Origin of the sequence: Actinoplanes sp. NPDC049598, assembly GCF_040675435.1 — a bacterium.
In the GTDB taxonomy this organism is placed as follows: Bacteria; Actinomycetota; Actinomycetes; order Mycobacteriales; family Micromonosporaceae; genus Actinoplanes.
This window is the reverse complement of sequence record NZ_JBFAOX010000032.1, coordinates 23,851-43,096: the sequence shown is the minus strand read 5'-3', so window position 1 is coordinate 43,096 and position 19,246 is coordinate 23,851. Positions and strand designations below refer to the sequence as shown.

The following is a 19,246-nucleotide window of genomic DNA, read 5'->3' as shown; positions in this document are numbered from 1 at the left end:
TGAGCGTACCGAAGGGGTGCTCACCCGGCCATCCCGAACCAGGGCCGGCAGGGATCGAAGCCCTCAACCGTGACCTCGGGCCCGGGCCAGTCGGCCGCCAGGAGCCGGAAGTGCCGCAGCTCGGCGACGTCGCCGCTGGTGTCCACGATGCGGCTGGCGCCGTTGTCCGCGTACCGCAAACGGCGTGAGACTCCCTGCGAGGCCGCGTTGGCCGTGGTGGCCGAGCTGATGGCGGCGAAGGCGCCGAGGCTTCCGAAGGCGAAGCCGAGGACGGCCGTCCGCATGGCCACCCCGACGCCGCGGCCGCGGACCTCCGGGATCAGCCAGGACGCGGTGTCCACGGTGCGCAGGGCCGGGAAGTTCTCCCCCTCGAGCGTCTGCACGCCGACCAGCTCCTCCTGGTAGGTCACCGCGAAGTGCAGCACCCAGGAGGCGGGGTCCCAGGTGCCGAGCGCCTTCCAGTAGCCCTGGCAGAACAGCCGCCGCTCGTTCTCGGCGTGATCCTGGGAGGGCCACATCGCCAGGCGCGGGTCGTGCCCGTAGTCGCCGGGCAGCTTGGACGCGAGCTCCGGCAGGTCCGCCTCGCTCATGGGCCGCAGCGCCACGTCGCGGTAGACCAGCCGGAGCCCGAACAAGGGCCAGTAGTTGTCCATCCAAGCTTTCTACTCGGTGCCCAGCGCCGCCACGGGGCTCACCTTGGCCGCCTTGCGGGCCGGCAGCACCCCGGCCAGCGCGGTCAGCGCGACCAGGATCGCGAAGACCAGCGCGAGCTGGCCGATCGGCACCGAGAGAGGCGCGTTCACGCCGAGCGCCTTGATGGCCAGGACGGCGTACGGGACGCCCAGCGCCAGCCCGATCGCCGCGCCGATCACCCCGTACAGGGCCGACTCGGTGGTCAGCATGAACCGCAGGCCGCCCTGGGAGAGCCCGACCGCGCGCAGCACCCCGGACTCGCGGACCCGCTCGACCACCGACAGGGCCGTCGTGGTGCCGACGCCGACCACCGCGATGGCCACGGTGAGCCCGATCAGGCCGAGCGCGATCATCAGCAGCACGGTCAGCTGGCTGTCGATCTGGTCGCGCTGATCGGCCAGCACGTCGGTCCGGAAGCCCGGAGCGCTCTCGTCGATGGCCCGCTTGCCGTCGGTGCGGCCGGTCTCGCCGTCGGCGGCGGCGTCGGAGAGCACCCCGGCATACGCGGCGGAGGCGCCGAGCCGGGTCAGGTCGGCCGGGGTGAGCACGACGGCGGAGCCGAGCGGCCCCGAGTCGGGCAATTGCGCGGCGACGGTGAACGTGCCCTTCTTCTGGCCGTTCTGCAGCGTGATCTTGTCGCCGACGGTCAGCCCGGTCGTGTCCGCGGTGTAGCCGGAGATGACGGCCTCACCCGGCCCGAGGTCCTTGAGCGACCCGGCCACCACATCGAGCTTGCCCAGCCGCGGCAGCGAATCCAGGGCCAGGTCGACCGCGGTCAGCCCCTCCACGTTGCCGATCTTGGTGGAGATCCGGCGGTACGGGGCGACGTGCGTCAGCTCCTTGCGCTCGCGCAGCTTGTCCACCACGGTCGCCGGCACCTGCTTGTCCTCGGTGCCGAGCAGCTCGTAGTCGGCCGGGGCGGACGCGGTGGCCTCCCGGTCGGCCAGCACCCGGATCGACGCGCCGCCGACCAGCGCCCCGGCGATCAGGGTGACCCCGAGCGCGACCACCACCGACACCGCGGCGGCCCGCCGCGGCGCGGCCCCCACACCCCCGGCGGCCAGCCGGCCGACCGGACCGGACCGGCGGATCGGGGCGCCCAGCAGCGCCAGCACCGGCCGCACCAGCACCGGCCCCAGCGCGACCAGCCCGAAGAAGGCCAGCGCACCCGAGCCGACGACCGCGAACAGCATCGGCGTGGGGTCGTAGTCCTTCGGGTCGCGGCCCGGCAGCTCCTTCGCCACGTACGCGGCCACGGCCACCGCCCCGGCCACCAGGAGCAGGCCGAAGATCCAGCGGGGCAGGCCGATGTCGCGGCGCGAGCCGGTCGTGCCGGAGCTGCGCAGCGCCTCCAGCGGCGACACCCGGGCGGCCGAGGCGGCCGGCGCCAGCACGGCCAGCACGGTGATCAGGACGGCCAGCGCCACCGTGCCCAGCGCGGCCGGCACCGGGAAACCGGGCGAGGCGATGTTCGGGCCGAACCAGCCCAGCACCACCGGCAGCAGGTGGCCCACCCCGAGCGCGATCAGCACCCCGGCCACGCCGGTGACCAGGCCGGTGAGCGCGCCCTCGGCGGCCAGCGAGCGGGTGATCGACCCACGGCCGGCGCCGACCGCCCGCAGCAGCGCGAGCTGGCGCATCCGCTGCGCGAACATGATCCGGAAGGTCGAGGTGGCGACCAGGCCGGCCGCGACCACGGCGATCGCGACGAACATGGCGATCACCGCGAAGACCGCGTTGACGTCGGACGCGGCCGCCTCGGCTTCTTCGTGGCGCACGTCGTTGCCGCTGCTGATCTCCGCTCCCTGGGCGAGGGCGGCGACCCGTTCCCGGACGCCGTCGGCGCCCGCGGCGTAGCGGATTTCCACCCGGCTCACCTGGTGCGTGCCGGTCATGGCGATCACGGCGCTCGTGGGGGCGTACGCCTGGAAGCCGAAATCTTCGCGGGCCTGGACCAGGCCGACCACAGTCAGTTTCTCCGGCGCGAGGGGTTTGCCGTCTTCGCTGTACCGGAGCTGAGCGCTCGCCGTCGTGCCGAGCTTCAGGCCCATCCGCTCGACGGTGCGCGGGGTGACGGCGATCTCACCCGCCTTCGACGGATAGCGTCCCTGGGTGACCTTGGCTGTGGCCAGCTCTCCGGTCCCGGGATCCGAGATGAGTTGCAGGTAGTCGCCGTTGACCTCGCCACCGGCGTCGATGCGGGCAGCAGCCTCGGCCACCCCCGGCACCTGGCCGATGGCGGTGGCCGTTTTGGTGGAGATGTCGCCGTTTCTCACGACCAGGTCGACGGCCTCGGGCGTGCCGCTGAGGCCGTTGAGAACGCTGCGCTCGGTGATCTGCTGAGCGAGCACCGACGCGTACACCACGAACGAGACGACGAGCACGGCCAGGCCGGTCAGCAGCAGGCGGGTCGGGCGGCGGGCGACGCCGCGCAGCTGGGTGCGGAGCACGCTCATCGAGCCGCCGCCAGACCCTGCAGCGCGTCGGTGACGCTGGCCGTGTTCGGCTGGTCGATCTCGCCCGCCACCCGGCCGTCGGCCAGCAGCACGACCCGGTCGGCGTAGGCCGCCGCACCCGGATCGTGGGTCACCATGACGATGGTCTGGCCCAGCTCCCGCACCGAGTTGCGCAGGAACAGCAGCACCTCGGCCCCCGAACGCGAGTCCAGGTTGCCGGTCGGCTCGTCGGCGAAGACCACCTCGGGGCGCGAGACCAGGGCCCGGGCCAGGGCGACCCGCTGCTGCTGGCCGCCGGAGAGCTCCCCCGGGCGGTGGTCGAGGCGGGCCACGATGCCCAGCGTCTCGGTCAGGTGCGCGTAGAGGTGCCGGTCCGGCTTGCGGCCGGCCAGCTCCAGCGGCAGCGTGATGTTCTGCGCCGCGGTCAGCTGCGGCAGCAGGTTGAACGCCTGGAAGACGAAGCCGATCCGCTCCCGGCGCACCTTGGTCAGCACCTTGTCGCTCTGCTTGGTCAGATCGGTGCCGCCGAGCAGGGCCTGCCCGCTGGTCGCAGTGTCCAGGCCGGCCAGGCAGTGCATGAGGGTCGACTTGCCGGAGCCGGACGGGCCCATGATCGCGGTGAACTGGGCCCGGGCGAACCCGACGGTCACGCCGTCCAGGGCCCGTACGGCCGTGTCGCCGCTGCCGTAGACCTTGGTCAGGTCGACCGCGGCCACGGCGGCCAACGTGTCGGTATGCATCTCGACTCCTGGGCTTCGTTTCTGCTTTTGAGGACGCCTCCGCTTTCGAGGACGCCGCAAATGCTCGTTCTTCTCGGTGCCGCCGCGCATCAGCCCGTGGCCGGGGATCCGGATCTGTCTTTCGGCCGATGGAGACGCGCTCGCCTGCAACTACGCTGGGTCACGATGCAGACGAACACGAACCGGTTGATCCTGCTGCGCCTCGGGCAGTTCCTCGGGCTCGCCGCCATGGGCGTGCTCGGGTTGTTCGACGTCGCGCAGGGTCTGCTGCGCACTTCGGAGATGCTCGGCCTGCTCCAGGTGCTGATGGCGATCGCCGCCGCGGTCGTCTGGCTGCCCGCCCACAAGCAGCAGTCCACCGCTCTGCCGAAAGTCGCAATGGCCCTCGGCGCGGCCTCGCTGCTGCTGACCGCCACCGTCTTCATCGGCTACCCGGACAACGGCTACTTCAGCTGGGGCCTGGCCGAGTCGGCGGCCCTGCTGGGCGTGCTGTTCGTGCTGGCCCGGCGGGCCTCGCCGGGCTGGGCGGTGCCCGCCGTGGTCCTGGTCGGCGCCGCCGTCAGCTTCCAGCCGCTGCGCGGCGGCCAGTCCGCCGAGTTCGTCATCTTCGGGCTCATTCAGGCCCTGGCCGGGGCCGCCGCCATCGGCGTCGGCATCTACCTGCGCACCCTGGAGAGCTCGCGCCAGCGGGCGGTCGATGCCGTACGCGCCGAGCAGCGCGCCGAGTTCGCCCGGGACCTGCACGACTTCATCGCCCACCACGTGACCGGCATCGTCGTGCAGGCCCAGGGCGCCCGGTTCATCGCCGAGCAGGACCCCAAGCGCGTGCTGCTGGCCCTCGAACAGATCGAGGAGGCCGGCGCCGAGACGATGGCCTCGATGCGCCGCATGGTCGGCGTGCTGCGCGACCCGTCCTCGTCACCGGACGCGCCGCTGGCCCCGGTGGCCGGCCTGGGCGAGCTGCCGGTCCTGCTCGACCAGTTCAACTCGGCCGGTGGCGCCACCGCCCGCATCCACGTCGACGGCGACACCGGCGACCTGCCCGTCGAGGTGTCCACGTCGGCCTACCGGGTGGTGATGGAGGCCCTGACCAACGTCCGCCAGCACGCCCCGGCGGCCCAGGTGGCCGACGTGTGGGTGCGGCGCACCCCCGACTGGCTGCTCGTGCGGGTCGCCAACGACGGCGTCCCGGCGCGCGCGGCCACCCCCCGGGACCGTCCGGGGTACGGTCTCGTGGGCCTGACCGAACGGGTCCGCGCGGTCGGCGGCCGCATCACCGCGGGTCCCGGCATCGACGGCGGCTGGGTGGTCGACGCCGCCTTCCCCATCCCGTAAAGGCGGTTCCTGCTCCGTGATTCGCGTTCTGATCGCCGACGACCAGGCCATGGTCCGTACCGGCTTCGGCATGATCATCGGCGCCCAGCCCGACATGGAGGTCGTCGGCGAGGCCTCCGACGGCGTCGAGGCGGTCGCCCTGGCCCGCAAGCTCAAGCCGGACGTGGCGCTCTTCGACATCCGCATGCCGAAGATGGACGGCCTCGAGGCGCTGCGCCTGCTCGCCGGCCCCGGCGTGGCCGACCCGCTGCGCATCGTCGTGGTCACCACGTTCGACCTGGACGAGTACGTCCACCAGGCGCTCCGCAACGGCGCGGCCGGCTTCCTGCTGAAGGACTCGGGCCCGGCCCTGCTCATCGAGGCCGTCCGGGCCGCGGTCTCGGGCGACGCTCTGATCAGCCCGTCCATCACCGTACGGCTGCTGGAGCACCTCTCCCCACCGGCCACCGCCACCGACGAGGGCGGCCTGTCGCCGCGCGAGCTCGAGGTGGTGAAGCTGACCGCCCGCGGCCTGACCAACGCGGAGATCGCCGCCCAGCTGTTCATCTCCGTCGGCACGGTCAAAACCCACCTCGGCAGCATCCACACCAAGCTCAACACCCGAAACCGCGTCGAGATCGCCGCCTGGGCCTGGGAACGCCGCCTGCTGGGGTGAAGGATGGGCCGTTCTCGACGCCGCCCGTGACGCCGCCAACCGCTGGGTTTTCCGCGACCTCGCCCTCGAGAAGTGGCCAACCCGCCAGGTCTGGGCCGCCGGCTCCCCCCGCTCCACCCACGCCGCCGACACCACAGACTTCTTCGACCTGGGCGTACGCTCCCTGGAAGCCCACGCCGCCTACCTCAACGGCCTCTCCTCGGGCCCCTTCGACGCCGCCGAGTTCCTCGAGGGCTTCGCCCGCCAGGCCGGCACCCGCCTGGGCGTCCGCTACGCCGCCCCCTTCGAGGTCTTCAACCTCGGCCTCCTCTGACTGCTGCGCTAGCATTGCCATCAGCCCGAGTGACGAGGAGATGAGGCAATGGCCGCCCTCAGCATCCGAGATCTGGACGACTCCGTCAAAGAAAAGCTGCGCCTGCGCGCCGCGCGGAACGGCCGTTCCATGGAAGCCGAGATTCGACTGATCCTCACCGCGGCCGCCACCGAGGAGGAAGGTCCGCGAGCCGACCTCTTCAGCGCCCTGACCGAGCGGTTCGCCCAGCTCGGCGGCGTCGACCTCGACCTCCCAGCCCGAACGACCCCGCCTCGAGCGGCGGATTTCGGCGACTGATGATCGTCCTCGACACCAACGTCGTCTCCGAACTCATGCGCGCCACGCCCGCACCTACTGTGCTCGCGTGGCTGCGGCAAACGTCCAGCACGGGGCTCTACACAACCTCGGTCACTGTCGCCGAGATCCGGTACGGCATCGCGCGGCTACCGGACGGCCGGCGCAAGCACGAACTGCATCAGGCAGCCAACGAAATCTTCGCCGCCTTCCCGCGTCAGGTGCTTCCTTTCGACCTCGCCGCGGCCACCGCCTACGCGGATGTAGTGGCCAACCGCGAACTAGGTGGCCGCGTGATCAGCGGATTCGACGGTCAGATCGCCGCTATCTGTCGATCTCAGGCCGCCACTCTGGCCACGCGCAACACCAAAGATTTCGTCGATACCGGCGTTGCGCTCGTCGACCCGTGGCAGGAGCCGGCCGGCTGACGGAGGCCGCAAGCATAAGACAGCGCGTGATCGGGTAAAGCAGCGCGCCATGCCCCCCGAGACATCGACCTGGGCCACCACCCTCGGACTGGTGGCCAAGCGGATCCTGCTGCCCGTCACCGTGCTGTTCGGCATCATGGTGGTGCTCGGCCTGCTGGTCACCAAGGTGTGGACGCACGACTGGCCGTTCACCGCCGAGGACACCATCAACCGGGATTTCGCGGCCCACCGCGACCCGATCCTCAACAACGTCTCCGAGTTCTTCAGCCTGCTGGGCAGCACCCCGGTCGTCGTGGGGATCACCGCCGCGGTCGCGATCGGGCTGCGGTTCGTGTTGAAGCGCTGGCGGGAGCCGCTGTTCCTCTGTGCCGCGGTCAGCGCGCAGGCGCTCGTCTTCCTCTTCACCACGCTGGTGATCGACCGGCAGCGCCCGACCGTGCAGCATCTGGACAACTCGCCGCCCACCTCGAGCTTCCCGTCCGGGCACACGTCGGCCGCCGTCGCTCTCTACGTCGGCCTGGCCGTGCTGCTGGCCGTGATGCTCAAGAAGACCTGGGCCAAGCGCCTGGCCTGGCTGTTCGTGCTGGTCCCGCTACTGGTCGCGACCGCCCGCCTCTACCGCGGCATGCACCACCCGACCGACGTGACGGCCTCGTTCTTCAACGGCATCACCTGCGTCGTCATCATGTTCCGCTCGATCCTCGACCGCGCCGTGCAGTGGGTCCGGCCGGGCCGGCTCCGGGCGTCCGCCGCAACAGCGTGAGACCAGCGAAAAGGGCGCTGTTGAACGTGTTCATCTCCGGTAGTGCCACGGGGTCGAAAAACCTCAGATCCGCGGTTTCGGGATCGGCCGGATCAAGCTCCCCGGACCACGACTCGGCCTGATAGACCAGCGAGATCACCTGGCATTGGTCCCCGTTGGGATAGACCAGAAAGCATTCCGGGCCTGATCGCGCCGAGAGCAATGTCAGCTCTCCCGCGACCAGGCCCGCATCCGCTGCACGTAAGAAGCCACGGTTAAAGGCTAAAGAGCCCCTGCCACCAGCGCTTCCAGCGTCGCTTTGGCGCCGCGGGTGTTCAGGCTGTTCAACACCGAGGTGTACGCCGCCACGAAGCGCTCGTTGTCGGCGAGATCCCCGAACAGTTCGCGGTTCTGGATGAAGGCCAACGGCTCGGGCCGCCGGGCCAGCTCCACCAGCTGATCGCGCAGCCGGTCGACGACCTCGATCGGCTGCCCCTGCTCGTCGACGCCGGTGGCGTAGCGCGCCCACGACGCCACCACCGCGGTCGACAGGAGAATGTCGCCGCCGCTCGCCAGGTTCTGCCGGATCACCGGCAGCAGCCATTTCGGAATGCGGTCCGAGCTTTCCGCGCACAGCCGGGCCACCGTGTCCTTGACCTGCGCGTTCGAGAACCGGTCGATCAGCTGGTGCTGGTATTCGCGCAGATCGACCCCCGGCACCGGCTCCAGCGTCGGCGTGGCTTCCCGTTCCATGTACGCCAGCAGGAACTGCGCGAAAATCGGGTCCCGCGCCACGTCGTGCACCAGCCGATAGCCCGACAGATACCCGAAGTAGCACAACGCCTGATGCGACGCGTTCAACAACCGCAGCTTCATCAGTTCGTACGGTTCGACGTCGGGCACCACCTGCACGCCAGCGTCCTCGAACGGCGGCCGCCCGGCCGAGAATTTGTCCTCGAGCGCCCACTGCGTGAACGGCTCGCACACCACCGGCCAGCCGTCCTCGACCCCGAAATGCTTGCGCACCTCGTCCCGGTCGTCATCGGTCGTGACCGGCGTGATCCGGTCCACCATGCTGTTCGGAAAGTTCACATTCTCCTGGACGTACGCTCCGAGAGCCGGATCCCGCAATTTCGCGTACGAGACGAAGCTGCGCCGGGCCGCATCGCCGTTGCCCTGAATGTTGTCGCAGCTCATGATCGTGAATGGCGGCAGCCCGCGGTCGCGGCGCCGCTGGATCGCCGCCGTGATCAGCCCGAACGTCGTCCGCGGCTCGTTCGGCAGAGCCAGATCGTGCTGCACGTCCGGATTCTCCGCCATGAATTCCCCGGTCACGGCGTTGAAGTTGTAGCCGCCCTCGGTGACCGTGAGCGAGACGATCCGTACCTCCGGGTCGGCCATCTTCTCGATGACCGCCTCCGGCGAGTCCGGCGCGAACAGATACTCCTTGATCGACCCGATGACCCGCGCCTCCAGCGTCCCGTCCGGCGCCTTCACGACCAGCGTGTAAAGGCAGTCCTGGGCGGCGAGCACCTGCTGCATGCGCCGGTCGGCCGGCATCACCCCCACCCCGCAGATCGCCCACTCGAAGGCGGCCTGCGCACTCATCAGCCGATCCAGGTACATCGCCTGATGGGCGCGGTGGAACCCGCCCACTCCGAAGTGCACGATCCCGGTCCGCAACCGCGACCGGTCATAGTTCGGCACGGCGATACCCGCAGGCAGCGACGTCAGGTTGGCAGAAGTGAGGGGCAGCATGCGAGGGTCCTCCCAGCGATGGTTCAGGGATCACCTCAGCATCGCACTGCAACCCGAAGAACACCCCCGGGAGCCACCGCAAAATCCGTTCAGCCCGTGGGCATGTCCACGGCGAGCCCGGCCGCCGAGGCCGCCTCAGCGAGAAGAAACGCCCGCTTCATCTCGGCCAGCCGCTCTCGGCGCATCGCCGGCTCCAGAAGAGGCGCAGCAGCCGTCACAACACCCGCGAACTGGTCGCGATGGCCCGCGAAGCCCCCTCTGCCCTTGACGCCCGCGCGCCGGCTGCCCATCGCCGATCAGCGACTCACCATGATCTACTGCCGCTCATGGAACTGACTCCCGACGAAAACGATCTGCTGGTCGCGGGCCTCAAGGCGGTGGGCGACCGCACGAAGCCGGGCGCCGGCCAAGGCGCCCGCTTCGCGGCCCGCCGGATGCGAGCCGACATCTTCGAAACCACGGTGGAGCTCCCCCTGTCGCTGCCGGAAGCCGAGGCGCTGGTCGGCCGCACCTTGACCGACCTGGGCACGAGAACAGCCGAGTCGCAGGCCATCATGGGCTCGGGCGCCATGAACCTGAACCCAGCCGTCGTCACGGTCACGCTCCACGCGCACGAGGGACAGACCCTCGCCACCGTCCGCGGTGTAGCCAAGGAAGGCCTCATCCGCCAGCGAGCCGGCCAAAAAGCCGCCCGCCGCGTCGCCGACCAACTCCTTCACGGCCTGCCCGGCTGACGAATCCCTCACGCCGCGCCCGACCTTGATATTCCCCACCCGCCACGCCAAGGCCGGCGGATACGGGCGGGGGTAGCGGAACAGATCAGGCTTCGAAGCGGCGTCGTGCGGATTCGATATGCCCGAAGTACTCGTGGGTCCAGCCGCAGATCAGATCCACCGTCGCGCGCAGGGCCTGACCCGGCTCGGTGAGGGTGTACTCGACGCGCGGCGGCACTGTCGGGTGCACCTCTCGCGTGGCGAGGCCGTTGCGCTCAAGCATGCGCAGGTTCTGGGTGAGCATCTTGTGGCTGATGCCCTCGACCTCGTTACGCAACTCGCTGAAGCGAAGGGTGCGTTCACCGAGAGCCTCGATGATCAGTAACGCCCATTTGTTGGCGACGTCCGAGAAGATCTCGCGCGCCAACGAGTCGGCGCGCCTGAGGTCGGCCTGCTCCGGCGAGTCGCTGAGCTGCTTGGTCACCATCTGGTTCCCCAGTCACTGAAAAGTGCGTTCTTCCCGGTCAGCGCACACTCTCCTACAGTTCCTCAGTAACCACAAGAGAGCGCAGGAGGCGGCCGTGGCTGTTTCGTTCATCAACCCCGACGGGCATGTGAAAGTCCCGCTCTATCACCACGTCGCAGTGGCGACCGGGAACCGCCAGGTACATGTCGCCGGCCAGGTGGCCTGGGACGAGGATGGCAAACTCGTGGCACCGGGTGACCTCGCCGGACAAGTCGCCCAGGTGTACCGCAATGTCGCCAAGGCGCTTGACGCGGCCGGCGCGACCTTTGCCGATGTAGTCCGTTTCACCTGGTACGCCGCAGGCTGGAAGAGGGAGATGTACGACGCCTTCAACGCCGGCGTCGAGCAGGCGGCACGCGAGTTCGCCCTCACCGCCCCGCCCGCCGCGCTGATCGGGGTAGACGTCCTCTTCGAGCCCGGCATCCTCGTCGAAGCCGAGGTCACAGCAATCATCGACTGACCCACCACAGACGCCGCACTCACGATCCCGCAGGGCGGGACCCGCCCAACCAGCAACCCGCGCAAGCGGCCTGGAATTGCCGACCAATCCACCACCCAGCGCAGCCTGGGTGACCGAGTCCCCCACCCGGGCCACAGCGCGGCAGCGAACAACGGCCCCCACCACCGCATGGTGACCACAAGGCCCGGCCCCACGCCCAGAGACCGGTGACCAACCGCCTGGTCGCTCCCTGTCCCCGGCCGTCTCCGCGGAAGCGAGCCCAACCCACGACCCGTGACCCGACCCACCCACCGCGACCCACCGCCCAGGGTCCGCAAACGCAAAGAAACGGCGCGACCGGTGCCGGGCCGCGCCGTTTCCGTCCGAGCCGCCTAAGCCGCGACAGGAGCCTCCGCAGCCGAGGCCGGGGCCGGGGCCGCAGCCCCACCCGACATGTGCCGCAGGTAAGCCGGCAACGTCAGGAACTCCGGGCAAGTCCGCTCAGTCAGCAGCACAGTCAGCAACGTCCGAGCCTGACCGAACCGGCGAGCCGAATCCTCGTCCAGCGCCCCCGTCTCGCTCAGCACGTCCAGCTCTTCGCGCAGCATCCGCGTGACCAGGGCCGCACTCACCGGCACCCCATAGTCCGTAGGCGTAGACGCGTTGATCCACTGCCAGAGCTGGGCCCGGCAGATCTCCGCCGTCGCCGCGTCCTCCATCAGCCCGTTGAGCGCCACCGCTCCCCGCCCGCCGAGCCAGGCTGCGATGTACCGCAGCGCCACGCTGACGTTGGTGCGCAGCGCGACTTCACTGACCTGAACCCCCACCGCCTTCACGTCGAGCAGCGAGGCGGCCGTCACCTGCACGTCTTCTCTCTTGCGGACGATCTGGTGCGGCTCGTCCCCCAGCCACTGGTCGAACACGTCCCGGCACGTCTGGACCAGCCCCGGGTGGGCCACCCACGACCCGTCGAACCCGTCCCCCACCTCGCGCCTCTTGTCCTGGCGGACCTGGTTGAGTGCCCTCTTCGCCGCCACCGGGTCGCGCGACGGCACGACCGCCGCCATCCCGCCGATCGCGTGGGCGTTCCGCCGATGACACGTGCGCACGAGCAGCTCCGTGTAGGCCCGCATGAACGGCGTCGTCATCGTGACCTGGGAGCGTTCCGGCAGCACCACGTCCGGCCGGTTCTTGATCATGCTGAAGAGGTAGTCCCAGCGCCCCGCGTTGAGCCCGGCCGAGTGTTCGCGCAGCTCGTAGAGAATCTCGTCCATCTCGAAGGCCGCCGTGATGGTCTCGATCAGCACCGTCGCCCGGATCGTCCCGCGCGGGATGCCGCATGTCTCCTGCGCCCACACGAACACGTCGTTCCAGAGCCGGGCTTCCAGGTGCGACTCCAGCTTGGGCAGGTAGAAGTACGGCCCCGAGCCGCGGTCGATCTGCCTCTGCGCGCAGTGGAAGAAGTACAGCCCGAAGTCGAACAGCGTCGCCGACACCGCCCGCCCGCCGATCCGCACGTGGCATTCCGGCAGGTGCCAGCCGCGCGGCCGCACCATGATGGTCGGAATCCATCCGTTGACCTTGTACTCTTTGCCCTCGTCAGAGGTGAAGTCGAGATTCCCGTCGAGGGCGTCGCGCAGGTTGAGCTGCCCGATCACGACGTTGTCCCAGGTCGGCGCGGTGGCGTCTTCGAAGTCGGCCATCCACACCTTGGCGCCCGAGTTCAGCGCGTTGATCGTCATCTTGCGCTCGGGCGGCCCGGTGATCTCGACGCGCCGGTCCAGCAGGTCGTGGGCCGGGGCCGCCACCTTCCACGACTCGTCCTCGCGGATGTGCCGGGTCGAGGGCAGAAAGTCCAGTTCGGCGGTACGGGTGGTCCGGCGCCGCCGGCGTCGTTCGAGCAGCTGCACGCGGCGGGCGCCGAACTCGCGGTCGAGCGCGACCACGAAGTCGATGGCCTCGGGGGTGAGGATCTCCGCGTAACGGCCCTCGGTCGTACCGGTGATGGTGACTTCTTCTCCTGCCATCAGAACTGCTCCGTTTCCGTCGAGCCCTTGAGCGCGGTCGTGGACGAGGTGGGGTTGAGCGCGGTCGAGACGGCGTCGAAGTAGCCCGTGCCGACCTCGGCCTGGTGTTTGGTCGCCGTGTAGCCGTCGGTCTCGGCCGCGAACTCGGCCTCCTGCAACTTGACGTACGCGGTCATGCCGCTCTCGGCGTATCCGCGGGCCAGCTCGAACATCGAGTGGTTGAGCGCGTGGAAGCCGGCCAGTGTGACGAACTGGAACTTGTAGCCCATCGCCCCGAGTTCTTTCTGGAACCGGGCGATGTCGGCGTCGTCGAGGTTGCGCTTCCAGTTGAACGAGGGCGAGCAGTTGTACGCGAGCATCTTGCCCGGGTGCTCCTTGTGCACCGCCTCGGCGAACGACCGGGCGAACTCGAGGTCCGGCTTGCCCGTCTCCACCCACAGCAGGTCGGCGTAGTCCGCGTACGCGACCCCGCGGGCGATCGCCGCGGAAGGTCCACTGCGGACCCGGAAGAACCCTTCGGCCGTACGCTCTCCCGTGAGGAACGGCTTGTCCCGGTCGTCCACGTCGGTGGTGAGCAGGTCGGCCGCCAGCGCGTCGGTCCGCGCGATGACCAGCGACGGCACGCCGAGCACGTCAGCCGCGAGCCGGGCCGCGTTGAGGGTGCGGATGTGCTGCGCGGTCGGGATCAGCACCTTGCCGCCGAGGTGGCCGCACTTCTTCTCGCTGGCCAGCTGGTCTTCCCAGTGCACCCCGGCCGCGCCGGCCGCGATCATCGCCTTCATCAGCTCGAAGGCGTTCAGCGGGCCGCCGAAGCCGGCCTCGGCGTCGGCCACGATCGGGGCGAACCAGTCGCGTTCGTGCCGGCCGGCCGCGGTGTCGATCTGGTCGGCCCGCATCAGCGCGTTGTTGATCCGCCGGACCACCGCGGGCACCGAGTTGGCCGGGTAGAGCGACTGGTCGGGGTAGGTGTTGCCGCTCAGGTTGGCGTCCGCCGCGACCTGCCAGCCGGAGAGGTAGATGGCCTTGAGCCCGGCCCGCACCTGCTGCACGGCCTGGCCGCCGGTGAGCGCGCCGAGCGCGTTGATGTAGTCCTCGCTGTGCAGCAGCTCCCAGAGGCGCTGCGCCCCGCGCTCGGCCAGCGTGTGCCGCTCCTGGACGGTGCCGCGCAGCTTGACCACGTCCTGGGCGGTGTAGCTGCGCTTGATGCCGAGCCACCGGGGATCGCCGGCCCAGGCTCGAGTGAGGTCCGATGCGGTACCGCCACGAACGTCGGTCAGCTGATCAGTCATGGTGAGGAGTCCCTTCTCGGTGGAAGAATTTGACTCTCGCGCATCACACAAGCCTCTCTGAAGGCGTTTGTGAGCAGAAGAAGCGCGATATTTCTGTTAGCGTCAAACTCGTGACGACTGAACAGACCCAGGTCGATCTCGTGACGCTCGGCCAGCGGCTGCGGCACCTGCGCAAGAGCAAGAACCTCACGCTGGAGCAGCTCAGCGAGGCCGTGGGGCGGGCCCCGTCGCAGTTGTCGCTGATCGAGAACGGCAAGCGCGAGCCCAAACTGTCGGTGCTGCAGGCCATCGCGAGCGCCCTCGGCGTCGGCCTGCAGGAGCTGCTGCGCGCCGAGGCCCCCAGCCGGCGGGCCGCTCTGGAGATCGAGCTGGCTCATTTCCAGCGCTCACCCGCGTACGAGGGCCTGGGTCTTTCCCCGGTCCGCGGCGGCCGCCGGCTGCCCGCGGACGCCTTGGAGTCGCTGGTCGGCCTGCACCGCGAGCTGAACCGGCTGCTCACCGAGCAGAGCGCCACCCCCGAGGTGGCCCGCCGGGCCAACGCGCAGCTGCGGGTCGACATGCGCGAGCGCGACAACTACTTCGCCGAGATCGAGGAGGCCGCGGCCAAGGTGCTGCGGCCGATCAAGCACACGACCGGCCCGCTGTCGCAGCGCGGCATCCTCGACATCGCCGGGCAACTGGGCTTCTCGTTGCACTACGTGAACGACCTGCCCGGCTCCACACGCTCGGTGACCGACCTCAACCACCGGCGGATCTACCTGCCGCAGGTGGCCAGCGGCAAGGGCCACGACCCGCGGGCGGTGGTGCTGCAGACGCTCGGGCACTTCGTGCTGGGTCATCCGGAGCCGGCCGACTACGGCGACTTCCTGCGCCAGCGGGTCGAGGCCAACTACTTCGCGGCGGCGCTGCTCATGCCGGAGAAGTTCGCCGTCTCGTTCCTGCGCGAGGCCAAGGCCGACCGGGCCCTGGCCATCGACGACTTCCGCGACGCGTTCGGGGTGTCGTACGAGACGGCGGCCCACCGCTTCACCAACCTGGCGACCCATCACTTCGGCATCCCGGTGCACTTCACCCGGGTGCACGAGAGCGGGATCGTCTACAAGGCGTACGAGAACGACGGCGTCCGCTTCCCGCGCGACGTGACCGGGGCCATCGAGGGCCAGCCGATCTGCCGCAAGTGGGCCTCCCGCACCATCTTCCAGGCCGACGACCCGTACTCGTCGTTCTACCAGTTCACCGACACCTCGGCCGGCACCTACTGGTGCACCGTCCACATCGAGTCGACCCGCTCCGGCGAGTTCTCGGTCACCGTCGGCACGCCGTACGAGCACGCGCGCTGGTTCCGCGGCGGCGACACGACCCGGCGTACGGTCTCCCGCTGCCCCGACCCCGACTGCTGCCGCCGCCCACCCACCGACCTGGTCGACCGCTGGGCGGGCAACGCCTGGCCCAGCGCCCGCGTCCACTCCCACCTGCTGGCCGCGCTGCCCCCGGGCACCTTCCCCGGTGTCGACGCCCAGGACGTGTACGAGTTCCTCGACCGCCGCTCCTGACGGCGGCTGCGGCGCCTACCGGGCGGCCAGCGCCTCGACCGCCGTCCGTCCGGGCGAGGCCAACGCCGGCGCGAGCCGCGTCAGCAACGAGCGGGCCGCCTCCACCACCAGGGCCCGGTCGTGGGTGAGGGCGAAGTCGAAGCGACGCTGACCGTCCGCGCACGTGTCGCCCAGGTCGCGGGCGACCAGCGCGGCCGCCCGGTGCGGGCCGACCACGATCACGTTCCATTCGCCGCGCAGCGCGTCGTCCGCGTCCAGGCAGGCGCCCCGCACACCGGGGACCGGCTCGGCTTGCAGGCCCAGGCCGAGCGCCGCCACCAGCGGGCTGTTGACCGCGATCCGCTCGAAGCGCCGAGCCGTGGCGGGAGTGAAGTGGCGGGCCTCCTGGAAGCAGGCAAGCAGCACCGGGGCCTCGTCGCCGTGGCCGATCAGGGCCTCCAGGTGACGGCTGGTCGGCATCAGGTGTTGTTTGGTCGCGGAGGTCACCGGGCGGCGGGCGGCGACGATCTCGAACGGCGTCCGGTCGTCGCGCGCCGGCGGCGGGATGAACGGCAGCGTCGACACCGCGCGATCCGGCGCCGACAGCGGCGCGGGGCGGCCGTACAGCCAGCCCTGCCCGATCGTGGCGCCCATGGTGCGGGCGATGGCCAGGTGCTCGGCCGTCTCGATGCCCTCGGCCAGCACGATGGCCCCGCTGGCCTCGGCGTAGGCGGCGACGGCGGCGGCGACCTTGGCGGTGTGCCGGTCGCCGGGCTCGCGCAACAGCTGCATGTCGAGTTTGACCACGTCCGGGTGGACGAAGGGCATCAGCGCCAGCGACATGGGGTCGGCGCCGACGTCGTCCAGGGCGACCCCCCAGCCTCCGTCGCGGCAGGTCGCCGCGGCCGAGAGCAGGCCCGAGGGATCGCCGGCGATAGCCCGCTCGGTCATCTCGGTGACCACCCGTAGCCGCTGGCGCGCGATCTCGACGACGTCGGCCAGGTCGTCCGGGCACGCCGTGCGCGCGGCCGATGGCTCCATGTTGACGAACCAGGTAAGCCTCTCGTCCGCGCCGCCGGCCAGGATGGCCCGGTAGGCCGCGGCCCGGCAGATCCAGTCGAGCTCGCCTTCCCGCCCCGCTTCCCGGGCGGCGGCGAACAGCGCGTCCGGCGTCTCCCACTCCGTGCCCGCCGGGCCCCGGCTCAGCGCCTCGTATCCGACCAGCCGCCCCGACGAGATCTCGATCAAGGGCTGGAACAGGGTCGTCACCGCTCGGGCGTCGAGCACGTCATGGATATTGCGCACGGGCTCTTTGATCGGCTGCTTCCATCGGCATCTTAATTAAAGAAGCAGAAATCGATGAGTCTCTTTACTGTTAACAGTCTTTAAATTAGGTTGGGCGGCATCCCCCACGAACTGGAGTCCCTCATGAGACGCAGGTTCACCCTCCCCGCACTGACCGTCGCCGCCCTCGCGGCCTCCCTGTTCGTCGCGGTCTCCCCGGCCGCGGCGCACGGCTACATCTCGTCCCCGCCCAGCCGCCAGGCCAACTGCGCCAGCGGCGCGGTGGCCAACTGCGGCGACATCGTCTACGAGCCGCAGAGCGTCGAGGCCCCCAAGGGCTCGAAGCAGTGCAACGGCGGCGGCAGCCGCTTCGCCGTGCTCAACGACAACAGCAAGAGCTGGCCGGCCGCCTCGGTCGGGCAGACCGTCACCTTCAACTGGGTGCTGACCGCCCGCCACTCGACCAGCACGTGGGAGTACTTCATCGGCAACACGCTGCTGGCCTCCTTCAACGACGGCGGCGCGCAGCCCGGCGCGACCAAGAGCCACACCGTGAGCATGAAGGGCATCACCGGCCGGCAGACCGTGCTGGCCCGGTGGAACGTCGCCGACACGGCCATGGCCTTCTACGCCTGCGTCGACGTCAACATCGGCGGGGGCGGCACCACGCCGCCGACGACCCCGCCGACCACGCCGCCCACCACACCGCCGACGACCACGCCCCCGACCACGCCGCCCACGACCAACCCACCGGCCACGGGCACGTGGCGGGCCGGCACCGCGTACGTCCCCGGCAACGTCGTCACCTACAACGGCGTCTCGTACACCTGCCGCCAGGCGCACACCGCGCTGGCCGGCTGGGAGCCGCCGAACGTCCCCGCCCTGTGGGCGCGAAACTAGCCGCCCGGGCCGCGCTGGTTCTGATCCTGCTGGCCTCCGGCTGCGATGCGCGGCCGGAGGCCAGTGCTCCCGCGTCAGCGGCGGCCTTCAACGGCACCGACGTGATGTACCTGCAGATGGGCATGTCCCAGATCGCCGAGGGCTCATCCCTGGTTGCGCTGACCGTGGAACGCGCCGGTGATCCGGAGCTGAAAGCCGTCGCGACCGAGCTGCAGACCCAGTGGCCGGAGGAGCTCGGCTCGATGCAGCGCTGGCTGATCGGCTGGGGCCAGCCCCTGACCGCCCCGTCCGGCTCCTCCCACGAGGGGCACGGCGAGCTGCACATGCTGCGGCCGTCCGACATCGGCGAGCTTCGCTCGGCCTCGGGCAGGACCTTCGACCGTACGGCCGTGAGCCTGCTCCTCGGTCATCTCGGCAACGTGGTCGAGACCGCCCGCATGGAAACCGCCACCGGCGCGTACCCCCCGGCCCGGGCCTTCGCCGAAGGCGTGACCACCCGCCGTCAGAGCCAGATCCAGCGCCTGCTGGCCCTCTCCGCCCGGTCGTGACCTAGTCTCGGCCCATGCCGGAGTTGATCGCCCCCACCACCCGCCTGCGCCGGTCCTGGCTCGAGTCCCGCGCCGAGTGGGCCGGCGCCCACCAGGACGGCGCCGGTTTCCGCCCCACCGACGACGTCGACACCGAGGCCGGCTTCGCCGCGTGGGTGGCCCGCCTGCTCGCCGAGGAGGACCCGGCGACCGAGGTCTCGCCCGACTGGGTGCACTGCACGTACCGCTGGATCGTCGAGGACGACAAGTACCTGGGCGCCGTCGCCCTCCGCCACACCCTCAACGACCTGCTGCTCAACTACGGCGGCCACATCGGCTACGGCATCCGCCCCTCGGCCCGCCGCCGCGGCCTGGCCAAGTGGGCCCTGGGCCGGATGCTCGACGAGGCCCGCACCCTGGGCCTCGACCGCGTCCTGGTCACCTGCGACCCGGCCAACACCGCCTCGGCCCGCACCATCGAAGCCAACGGCGGCGTCCTCGAGGACATCCGCACCACCTCCGGCCAAACCGTCCGGCGCTACTGGATCACCCTGTGACCACCCGCCCCCGCTACCGCTGGCGCACAAGGCTGCGC

Annotated in this window: 19 protein-coding genes; 11 read left to right on the top strand and 8 right to left on the bottom strand. The window is 70.4% G+C overall.

Annotated features, from left to right (window positions below):
* Positions 1–20: 20 nt before the first annotated feature.
* The 3 genes from AB0J66_RS42995 to AB0J66_RS42985 are packed head-to-tail and all read right to left on the bottom strand — an operon-like array spanning position 21 to position 3,889.
* Positions 21–653: a GNAT family protein gene (locus AB0J66_RS42995; RefSeq protein ID WP_364673361.1), complete on the bottom strand. Its 633-nt coding sequence runs from the start codon at positions 651–653 to the stop codon at positions 21–23.
* Positions 654–662: 9 nt separating this feature from the next.
* On the bottom strand, positions 663–3,149 hold the full coding sequence (locus tag AB0J66_RS42990; RefSeq protein WP_364673360.1) for an ABC transporter permease: 2,487 nt from the start codon (positions 3,147–3,149) through the stop codon (positions 663–665).
* The gene (locus AB0J66_RS42985; protein ID WP_364673358.1) at positions 3,146–3,889 is read right to left on the bottom strand and encodes an ABC transporter ATP-binding protein; all 744 of its coding nucleotides are present in this window, start codon (positions 3,887–3,889) and stop codon (positions 3,146–3,148) included. Before AB0J66_RS42985 ends, AB0J66_RS42990 begins: the two co-directional genes overlap by 4 nt.
* A 165-nt stretch (positions 3,890–4,054) precedes the next feature.
* Between AB0J66_RS42985 and AB0J66_RS42980 the strand changes: the two genes are divergently transcribed.
* From AB0J66_RS42980 to AB0J66_RS42960, 5 genes are all read left to right on the top strand, one after another.
* Entirely contained in the window at positions 4,055–5,224 is a 1,170-nt protein-coding gene (locus tag AB0J66_RS42980; RefSeq protein WP_364673356.1) for a histidine kinase, read from the top strand.
* A gap of 16 nt (positions 5,225–5,240) precedes the next feature.
* A complete protein-coding gene (locus AB0J66_RS42975) occupies positions 5,241–5,879 on the top strand; it encodes a response regulator transcription factor (protein ID WP_364673354.1) in 639 nt (212 codons plus the stop codon).
* Between the two features lie 361 nt (positions 5,880–6,240).
* The gene (locus AB0J66_RS42970) at positions 6,241–6,489 is read left to right on the top strand and encodes an Arc family DNA-binding protein (RefSeq protein WP_364673352.1); all 249 of its coding nucleotides are present in this window, start codon (positions 6,241–6,243) and stop codon (positions 6,487–6,489) included.
* On the top strand, positions 6,489–6,914 hold the full coding sequence (locus AB0J66_RS42965) for a type II toxin-antitoxin system VapC family toxin (RefSeq protein WP_364673350.1): 426 nt from the start codon (positions 6,489–6,491) through the stop codon (positions 6,912–6,914). Before AB0J66_RS42970 ends, AB0J66_RS42965 begins: the two co-directional genes overlap by 1 nt.
* 49 nt (positions 6,915–6,963) lie before the next feature.
* Positions 6,964–7,677 (top strand): phosphatase PAP2 family protein, encoded by a 714-nt coding sequence (locus tag AB0J66_RS42960; RefSeq protein ID WP_364673348.1) that lies wholly within the window; start codon positions 6,964–6,966, stop codon positions 7,675–7,677.
* Positions 7,678–7,938: 261 nt separating this feature from the next.
* On the opposite strand, the gene AB0J66_RS42955 is transcribed toward AB0J66_RS42960, so the two are convergent.
* Entirely contained in the window at positions 7,939–9,414 is a 1,476-nt protein-coding gene (locus AB0J66_RS42955; RefSeq protein ID WP_364673347.1) for a mannitol dehydrogenase family protein, read from the bottom strand.
* A 326-nt stretch (positions 9,415–9,740) separates the two neighbouring features.
* On the opposite strand from AB0J66_RS42955, the gene AB0J66_RS42950 reads away from it, so the two are divergent.
* Positions 9,741–10,148 carry a hypothetical protein gene (locus tag AB0J66_RS42950; protein WP_364673345.1) on the top strand — a complete coding sequence of 136 codons (408 nt, stop codon included), beginning with the start codon at positions 9,741–9,743 and terminating at the stop codon, positions 10,146–10,148.
* An 85-nt stretch (positions 10,149–10,233) separates the two neighbouring features.
* Here AB0J66_RS42950 and AB0J66_RS42945 read toward each other — a convergent pair whose 3' ends face one another.
* Positions 10,234–10,614, bottom strand: coding sequence for a helix-turn-helix domain-containing protein (locus tag AB0J66_RS42945; RefSeq protein ID WP_364673343.1), 381 nt, complete (start codon positions 10,612–10,614; stop codon positions 10,234–10,236).
* 94 nt (positions 10,615–10,708) lie between these two features.
* Between AB0J66_RS42945 and AB0J66_RS42940 the strand changes: the two genes are divergently transcribed.
* Positions 10,709–11,113 carry a RidA family protein gene (locus tag AB0J66_RS42940; RefSeq protein WP_364673341.1) on the top strand — a complete coding sequence of 135 codons (405 nt, stop codon included), beginning with the start codon at positions 10,709–10,711 and terminating at the stop codon, positions 11,111–11,113.
* A 371-nt stretch (positions 11,114–11,484) separates the two neighbouring features.
* Here AB0J66_RS42940 and aceB read toward each other — a convergent pair whose 3' ends face one another.
* Both aceB and aceA read right to left on the bottom strand, forming a co-directional pair.
* Positions 11,485–13,119 carry a malate synthase A gene (gene aceB, locus AB0J66_RS42935; protein ID WP_364673340.1) on the bottom strand — a complete coding sequence of 545 codons (1,635 nt, stop codon included), beginning with the start codon at positions 13,117–13,119 and terminating at the stop codon, positions 11,485–11,487.
* Positions 13,119–14,408, bottom strand: coding sequence for an isocitrate lyase (aceA, locus tag AB0J66_RS42930; protein ID WP_364673338.1), 1,290 nt, complete (start codon positions 14,406–14,408; stop codon positions 13,119–13,121). Before aceA ends, aceB begins: the two co-directional genes overlap by 1 nt.
* 110 nt (positions 14,409–14,518) lie before the next feature.
* Between aceA and AB0J66_RS42925 the strand changes: the two genes are divergently transcribed.
* Positions 14,519–15,961: a helix-turn-helix domain-containing protein gene (locus AB0J66_RS42925; RefSeq protein WP_364673336.1), complete on the top strand. Its 1,443-nt coding sequence runs from the start codon at positions 14,519–14,521 to the stop codon at positions 15,959–15,961.
* 15 nt (positions 15,962–15,976) lie between these two features.
* Here AB0J66_RS42925 and AB0J66_RS42920 read toward each other — a convergent pair whose 3' ends face one another.
* Positions 15,977–17,245, bottom strand: a complete 1,269-nt coding sequence (locus AB0J66_RS42920; RefSeq protein ID WP_364673335.1) for an EAL domain-containing protein — start codon at positions 17,243–17,245, stop codon at positions 15,977–15,979.
* Positions 17,246–17,368: 123 nt separating this feature from the next.
* Here AB0J66_RS42920 and AB0J66_RS42915 point away from each other — a divergent pair, with 123 nt between their 5' ends.
* From AB0J66_RS42915 to AB0J66_RS42905, 3 genes are read left to right on the top strand one after another with little or no spacing between them, the layout of a single operon-like run.
* On the top strand, positions 17,369–18,124 hold the full coding sequence (locus AB0J66_RS42915; protein ID WP_364673333.1) for a lytic polysaccharide monooxygenase: 756 nt from the start codon (positions 17,369–17,371) through the stop codon (positions 18,122–18,124).
* Positions 18,109–18,672 carry a DUF305 domain-containing protein gene (locus AB0J66_RS42910; RefSeq protein WP_364673331.1) on the top strand — a complete coding sequence of 188 codons (564 nt, stop codon included), beginning with the start codon at positions 18,109–18,111 and terminating at the stop codon, positions 18,670–18,672. The genes AB0J66_RS42915 and AB0J66_RS42910 overlap by 16 nt, the downstream gene beginning before the upstream one ends.
* Positions 18,673–18,686: 14 nt before the next feature.
* On the top strand, positions 18,687–19,208 hold the full coding sequence (locus AB0J66_RS42905; RefSeq protein WP_364673330.1) for a GNAT family N-acetyltransferase: 522 nt from the start codon (positions 18,687–18,689) through the stop codon (positions 19,206–19,208).
* Positions 19,209–19,246: the final 38 nt, after the last annotated feature.